The organism is Pseudomonas sp. LH21, assembly GCF_036549575.1.
Taxonomy (GTDB): Bacteria; Pseudomonadota; Gammaproteobacteria; order Pseudomonadales; family Pseudomonadaceae; genus Aquipseudomonas; species Aquipseudomonas peradeniyensis.
Map to the genome: position 1 here is coordinate 2,979,961 of NZ_CP144367.1, position 5,821 is coordinate 2,985,781.

The following is a 5,821-nucleotide window of genomic DNA, read 5'->3' on the forward strand; positions in this document are numbered from 1 at the left end:
CTCCTTAGTGCTTGCGGGGGGCGAGGTAGGCCAGCCAGTGGCGCTCGGCCAGTTTGAACAGGCGTACCAGCAGGAAGGTCAGGACCAGGTAGATCAGCCCCGCGGTGATGAAGGCCTCGAACGGCAGGTAGTAGCGGGCATTGAAGGTCTTCGCCGCGCCGGTGATGTCGACCAGGGTGACGATCGAGGCCAGGCTGGTGGTCTGCAGCATCATCAGCACTTCGTTGCCGTACTGCGGCAAGGTGCGGCGCAAGGCCGAGGGCAGCAGGATGCGCCTATACAGCGTCATTCTCGACATGCCCATGGCGCGGGCCGCTTCCACCTCGCCGCGCGGCGTGGCGCGCAGGCTTCCGGCCAGCAACTCGGCGCTGTAGGCGCTGGTGTTGATGGCGAACGCCAGGCAGGTGCAGAACGTGGCGCTTGACAGGTAGGGCCACAATGGGCTCTGGCGCACCGCCTCGAACTGGGCCAACCCGTAGTAGATCAGGAACAACTGCACCAGCATCGGCGTGCCGCGGATCACATAGGTGTAGAGCCAGGCGGGATAGCGCAGCAGGCACGTGCGCGAGACCCGCATCAATCCCAGCGGGATCGCCAGGGCCAGGCCGCAGGCCAGCGAGATCAGCAGCACCTTGAGGGTCAGGGCGATGCCGTTGAGGTACAGCGGCAGGTTCTGCCAGATCAGCGGATAGTCGAGTGTCATCGGGCAGCTCCCCTAGAGCTCGGCGGCTTTGAAACCGACCGAGTAACGTTTCTCCACGCCGCGCAACAGCAACAGCGAGGCACTGGTCAGCAGCAGGTACAACGCCGCCACGGAGAGGAAGAAGGTGAACGGCTGGTGAGTGGCGTCGGCGGCGTTCTTGGCCTTGAACATCATGTCCTGCAGGCCGATCACCGAGATCAGCGCGGTGGACTTGGTCAGCACCAGCCAGTTGTTGGTGAAGCCCGGCAGCGCCAGGCGCACCATCTGTGGCAGGCTGATCCGCACAAACACCTGCAGGGCGCTCATGCCGTAGGCCATGCCGGCCTCGGCCTGGCCTTTGGGAATGGCCAGGAAGGCGCCGCGAAAGGTCTCCGAGAGGTAGGCGCCGAAGATGAAGCCCAACGTGCAGACGCCGGCGACGAAGGGGTTGATGTCGATGTACTGCTCGTAGCCCAGTGCCAGCGCCAGGCGGTTGACCAGGTCCTGGCCGCCATAGAACACCAGCAGGATCAGGACCAGGTCGGGAATGCCGCGCACCACCGTGGTGTAGACCTCGCCCGGTACCGCCAGCCATTTCAGGGGGGACAGGCGACAGGCCGCACCGAACAGGCCCAGGCCGATGGCCAGGGCCATCGCCAGCAGGGCCAGGTGGATGCTCAGCCAGGCGCCATCGAGAATGCTCGATCCGTAGCCGTGAAGCATGATGAAAACCCTCGTCAGCCTGCGCTATTGGCCGTAGATGTCGAACGGGAAGTACTTGCGCTGCACCTGCTGGTAGGTGCCATTGGCGCGGATCGCGGCGATGGCGGCGTTGAGCCGCGCCAGGTTGGCGCTGTCGCCCTTGCGCACGGCGATGCCGGCGCCGCGGCCGAAGTAGTGCGGGTCGGCGATGTCCGGGCCGACCAGGGCGAAGCCCTGGCCTGACGGGGTCTTGATGAAGCTCTCTTCGGTGTTGACGCTATCGGCGAGAGTGGCATCCAGGCGCCCGGATACCAGGTCGAGGAAGGCTTCGTTCTGCGAGGCGTAGCGGACGATCTCGACCCCCGCCGGCTCCAGCTGTTCGGTGGCGAAGCGGTCATAGGTGGACGACCTTTGAACCCCGACCTTGCGGCCCTTGAGGTCCACCGCCGGGGTGTCGAGCCGGCTGCCGGCCTTCATCGCGAACTTGCCGGGGGTCTGGTAGTACTTGTCGGTGAAGTCGACCGACTTCAAGCGATCCTCGGTGATCGACATCGACGACAGCACCGCGTCGATCTTGCGCACTTTCAACGACGGGATCATGCCGTCGAACTCCTGGATCACCCACTGGCACTTGACCTGCATCTGTGCGCACAGGGCATTGCCGATGTCGTAGTCGAAGCCGGCGAGTTCGCCTTCTGGGGTGCGATAGGAGAAGGGCGGGTAGGCGGCCTCGATGCCGAGGCGCAGGCTGGCGTCATCGGCCTGGGCGAAGGCGCTGCAGGCAAAGAGTGCCAGCGCGCCGAGAAGTCCTGTCTTGTTCATGTTCTTGACTCCGTTGGGTGGGGCGTACCGTCCAGGGCCCTGTTTGGGAGGGGCCTGGGCACGGAGAAGAAAATGACATGAAATATTTCATTTATCAATATGATGAAAATAAATGTGTCAGAGCAGTGATCGATGGTGTCCGCCGACAGGGTTGTGGCACCTATGAGATCGAGCGCTGCAGGGGTTGCGGCGGACAACTGGTGTCCCTCGCTAGACATCGTCGGCAACATGCACACCCAATCCATCCCGGCCAGGCGCAAGCTCTGGCCGCAGGGTCAACGCCGGGATCACATAATCCCCACCGTTCTGCCGCCGGAACGGAATGGGCGCATCACTCCACAATCCATCGAGCCGCTGGCCCAGCGCCTTGCACGCCGCCGCAAAGCCCGCATCATCGACCCGACTGGTGCGGTACACCGCGAATGGCGGCAGCACCTCGAACCCCGGGTAGAACAGGATGCCGTGCTGGATCGGAAACAGGATGTCGTTGAGTGGGCCATTGATGCCGCGCTCGCTGTAGTGCGAGGCCCAGCCACCCATGCTGACCATCAGCATGGCGCGCTTGCCCGCCAGCCGACCTTCGCCGTAGCGATCACCCCAGTGCCGGTCGGAGTGCTCGCCGACACCGTAGGCGAAACCATAGGCGTATACGCGCTCGACCCAGCCCTTGAGGATCGCCGGCAGGCCGAACCACCACAGCGGAAACTGCAGGATCACCGCGTCGGCCCACTGCAGCTTGGCCTGTTCGGCGATGATGTCGGGCGCCTGGGTGCCCTCGGCGAACGCGCGGCGCGAAGCGTCGGAGGGGCTGAAGCGCTCATCGGCGGGGTGTTCGACGCTGTCGTCGGCGTCCAGCACGGCCTTGAACTTCATCGCATAGAGGTCCGAGACCTGGACATGGTGGCCCTGGCTTTCCAGGTGGCGGACGGCGAAGTCCTTGAGGGCGGCATTGAGCGAGCGGGGTTCGGGATGGGCGTAGACGATCAGGATATTCATGGTCGGGCTCCGGTAGGGGATAGCCAAAGCATGCGGATACCCTGAATATTGTTGAAATGAATAGATGAAATTGCAGGTATTGCCATGCATGATTCCTTGCGAAGTCTGGACCTGAACCTGCTGGTCACCCTCGACGCGCTGCTTGCCGAGCTCAACGTCACCCGCGCCGCCGAGCGCCTGCACCTCGCCCAGCCGACGGTCAGCGTGCAGCTGGCGCGGCTGCGCGATGCACTGGGCGATCCGTTGCTGTTGCCGGGGGCTCGCGGCATGCGCCCGACCGCCCGTGCCCTGGCACTGCGCGAGCCCTTGAGCCAGGCCCTGGAAGCGTTGCGCCTGGCCATCGCCGCCGAGCGACCGTTCGACCCGGCCCGGGCACAGCTGACCTGGCGGGTGGCCGCGACCGACTACACCGAAGCGACCATCCTGCTTCCTGCGCTGGGCGCACTGCGTGCGGCCGCCCCCGGCACGCGCCTGGCCATCGTCGACATGAACCCGCCGACGCTGGTGCGCAAGGCGGAGCAGGGCGAGCTGGACCTGGCTTTCCACATCGCCATCGATGCGCCGCCCGGTTTGCGCCAGCGTCCGCTGTTCACTGACCGCTACGTGCTGGCCGGGCGTGTCGATCATCCACGTCTCAGGCGCCGGCCGACGCTCAAGCAGTTCTGTGCGCTGGAGCATGTCATCGTGTCGCCCGACGGCGGCGGCTTCAGCGGCCCCACTGACGACGCCCTGGCCGAGCAGGGCCTTGCGCGCAACGTGGTGCTGTCGGTACCGCGCTTCTCGGGCGTTGCGCCAATGCTGCTCGATAGCGACCTGGTGGCCATGCTGCCGCAGCGCCTGGTGATCGGGAATCCGGCGCTCGCGGTAGTGGAGGCACCTCTGGCGGTGCCGGGCTTCGAGATGCTGATGCTGTGGCCGGAGCGCGTGCACCGGGATCCTGCGCATCAGTGGTTGCGCGAACAGTTGGCGGGGGCCGTCGCCTGACTGGCTGCAGTGCGGCGTCAGGCGACAAGTCAGGCAATGCCTGAAACATGGTACGTATTACGTAATAGGGTGACACTCTCAATAAAATAGCCTTTGTAGAAAGGCCTAAGTACGATTAGCTAGAAAAACAGTACGATTCGAGTGCGTGGGTCCGATAGCTGTGCTGAACTGGCGGGCGAGTGACAAGCGGCAGGGTCGGTGCCGATCGACGCCATCGCCCTATCAGTAAGTCCACTGTCTTGGTTGGCATCGCAGTATCAGACAGGCGTACGCTGCCTACCGTCTATTCAAACAGTGAGCAGCGCATGAAAAAACGCCTGACCAAAACGGAAGTGGAGAAACTGGCCATTCGCTACGCCCGACTGTTTCACGGGCCAACGGTATCGGGAGGGCCAAAGACCCGAGAGTACTGGCGAGCCATGTTTCTTTTCGGCTGCCTTGCCATCTGTGCCGTGATCGGTGTTTTCGTCACTGCGCTGTGGCCGGAGTACACGCTGATCCCCGGGCTAGCGGCGCTGTGCCTTGAGGGTTGGGCGCTCTTGCTATGGGTGCGTACGTACGAGCCGCAATTCAGAGAGCATGTGCTGCGCAAAGAGGGTGTGCTCAGGTTCTCCGATGCGCAGGATGGGCGACTACAAGTCCACCTGGCTTGCTGCAAATATCCCGGTCGACTCGGGTTCCTACCTGGAAATTGCCGAGAACCTTCAAAAGGTAAGGGCGTTGAGTGGAAGCTCGCGGCAGTCGACTCGATCAAGGGCTGAACGGTTCATTGACTACCTGTTGGCGTTGAAGTTTGCCAGAAGCATCTTCACCGTGGGGTTTGCGGCATTGGCACTGAAGATTGTCGATTATGTTCCTCTGATGAAGGACAAGCTGGTGAATGTCATGCCTGCTTTCCTGCCGAAAATGGGCTTTGCCTTGTTCTTCCTGTTTTTTGCCCTGCTCATCGGTGCGCTGCTGGTGACTTGGGTTTGCGCGATTCTCAAGCGTTTTCTCGAGGTCCGTTATCAAAGATGCTCCGCGGAATCTCTCGACCTGTTCATGCAGGCGCTGCTCGACCGGGCAAGCCTGACGGTGTATGACTCGCGCATGACCGACGCCACGGCAGTTGTCGGTAAGAACGTGCTGGACCTGAAATCGAAACGTCGCCGCCAATCCTGAGGTGAGGCGGCGATGCTTTTGCCGAACACCTTGAGCGACAAGAAAACATTTCTTTTTGTTGCCTTGGCGCCAATCCTCATGGTTATCATCCGCCAGCGCCCGAGGCCAGGAGCCCGGCGTCAATGGATTGCCGCTGACCCACAGGTCGCCGGCACCGCAGCCGAAGGGACCACCCAGGCTCAACGCTCGTGGCCCTTCAACGCCCCCCCATAAGGATGGTGAGGTTTCAATTGGTCACGCAGTCTGGAATCGTCGATATGACGGGCCGTGCGCCCGTAGTCGCTGCTCTTCCCATCACGTGCGCTGCCGCCCGGCCGCACGGCGTCCCGCCCACCACTCCCGCACGCAACGGTGTAGCGCTCGGCCCCTGATCGCCGACGCATGACCGCCCCGGCCCGATGGCCGGGCCCGACAGGCAGGACGCCCGTCGTCCTGCACGTCCCATAAGAACAATACTCATGGATGGCATCCTCG

General features: G+C 63.2%; 7 protein-coding genes. 3 read left to right on the top strand and 4 right to left on the bottom strand.

Going from position 1 to position 5,821, the window contains the following annotated elements; all coding sequences use genetic code 11:
- Positions 1–4 precede the first annotated feature (4 nt).
- From VUG52_RS13550 to VUG52_RS13565, 4 genes are all read right to left on the bottom strand, one after another.
- Positions 5–703 (bottom strand): ABC transporter permease, encoded by a 699-nt coding sequence (locus tag VUG52_RS13550; RefSeq protein WP_050705526.1) that lies wholly within the window; start codon positions 701–703, stop codon positions 5–7.
- 12 nt (positions 704–715) lie between these two features.
- Positions 716–1,405 (bottom strand): ABC transporter permease, encoded by a 690-nt coding sequence (locus VUG52_RS13555; protein WP_050705527.1) that lies wholly within the window; start codon positions 1,403–1,405, stop codon positions 716–718.
- A gap of 24 nt (positions 1,406–1,429) precedes the next feature.
- Positions 1,430–2,206, bottom strand: coding sequence for an ABC transporter substrate-binding protein (locus VUG52_RS13560; protein ID WP_050705528.1), 777 nt, complete (start codon positions 2,204–2,206; stop codon positions 1,430–1,432).
- A gap of 210 nt (positions 2,207–2,416) precedes the next feature.
- Entirely contained in the window at positions 2,417–3,202 is a 786-nt protein-coding gene (locus VUG52_RS13565; protein ID WP_050705530.1) for an NAD(P)H-dependent oxidoreductase, read from the bottom strand.
- An 84-nt stretch (positions 3,203–3,286) separates the two neighbouring features.
- On the opposite strand from VUG52_RS13565, the gene VUG52_RS13570 reads away from it, so the two are divergent.
- From VUG52_RS13570 to VUG52_RS13580, 3 genes are all read left to right on the top strand, one after another.
- The gene (locus VUG52_RS13570; protein ID WP_050705531.1) at positions 3,287–4,186 is read left to right on the top strand and encodes a LysR family transcriptional regulator; all 900 of its coding nucleotides are present in this window, start codon (positions 3,287–3,289) and stop codon (positions 4,184–4,186) included.
- 305 nt (positions 4,187–4,491) lie between these two features.
- Positions 4,492–4,947, top strand: a complete 456-nt coding sequence (locus VUG52_RS13575) for a hypothetical protein (RefSeq protein ID WP_331833107.1) — start codon at positions 4,492–4,494, stop codon at positions 4,945–4,947.
- 19 nt (positions 4,948–4,966) lie between these two features.
- Entirely contained in the window at positions 4,967–5,347 is a 381-nt protein-coding gene (locus VUG52_RS13580) for a hypothetical protein (protein ID WP_331833108.1), read from the top strand.
- Positions 5,348–5,821 lie beyond the last annotated feature (474 nt).

Excerpts from the sequence above, each read along its gene's own strand:
- VUG52_RS13550 (WP_050705526.1), bottom strand. The coding sequence starts at position 703 with ATGACACTCGACTATCCGCTGATCTGGCAGAACCTGCCGCTGTACCTC.
- VUG52_RS13555 (WP_050705527.1), bottom strand. The coding sequence starts at position 1,405 with ATGCTTCACGGCTACGGATCGAGCATTCTCGATGGCGCCTGGCTGAGC.
- VUG52_RS13560 (WP_050705528.1), bottom strand. The coding sequence starts at position 2,206 with ATGAACAAGACAGGACTTCTCGGCGCGCTGGCACTCTTTGCCTGCAGC.
- VUG52_RS13565 (WP_050705530.1), bottom strand. The coding sequence starts at position 3,202 with ATGAATATCCTGATCGTCTACGCCCATCCCGAACCCCGCTCGCTCAAT.
- VUG52_RS13570 (WP_050705531.1), top strand. The coding sequence starts at position 3,287 with ATGCATGATTCCTTGCGAAGTCTGGACCTGAACCTGCTGGTCACCCTC.
- VUG52_RS13575 (WP_331833107.1), top strand. The coding sequence starts at position 4,492 with ATGAAAAAACGCCTGACCAAAACGGAAGTGGAGAAACTGGCCATTCGC.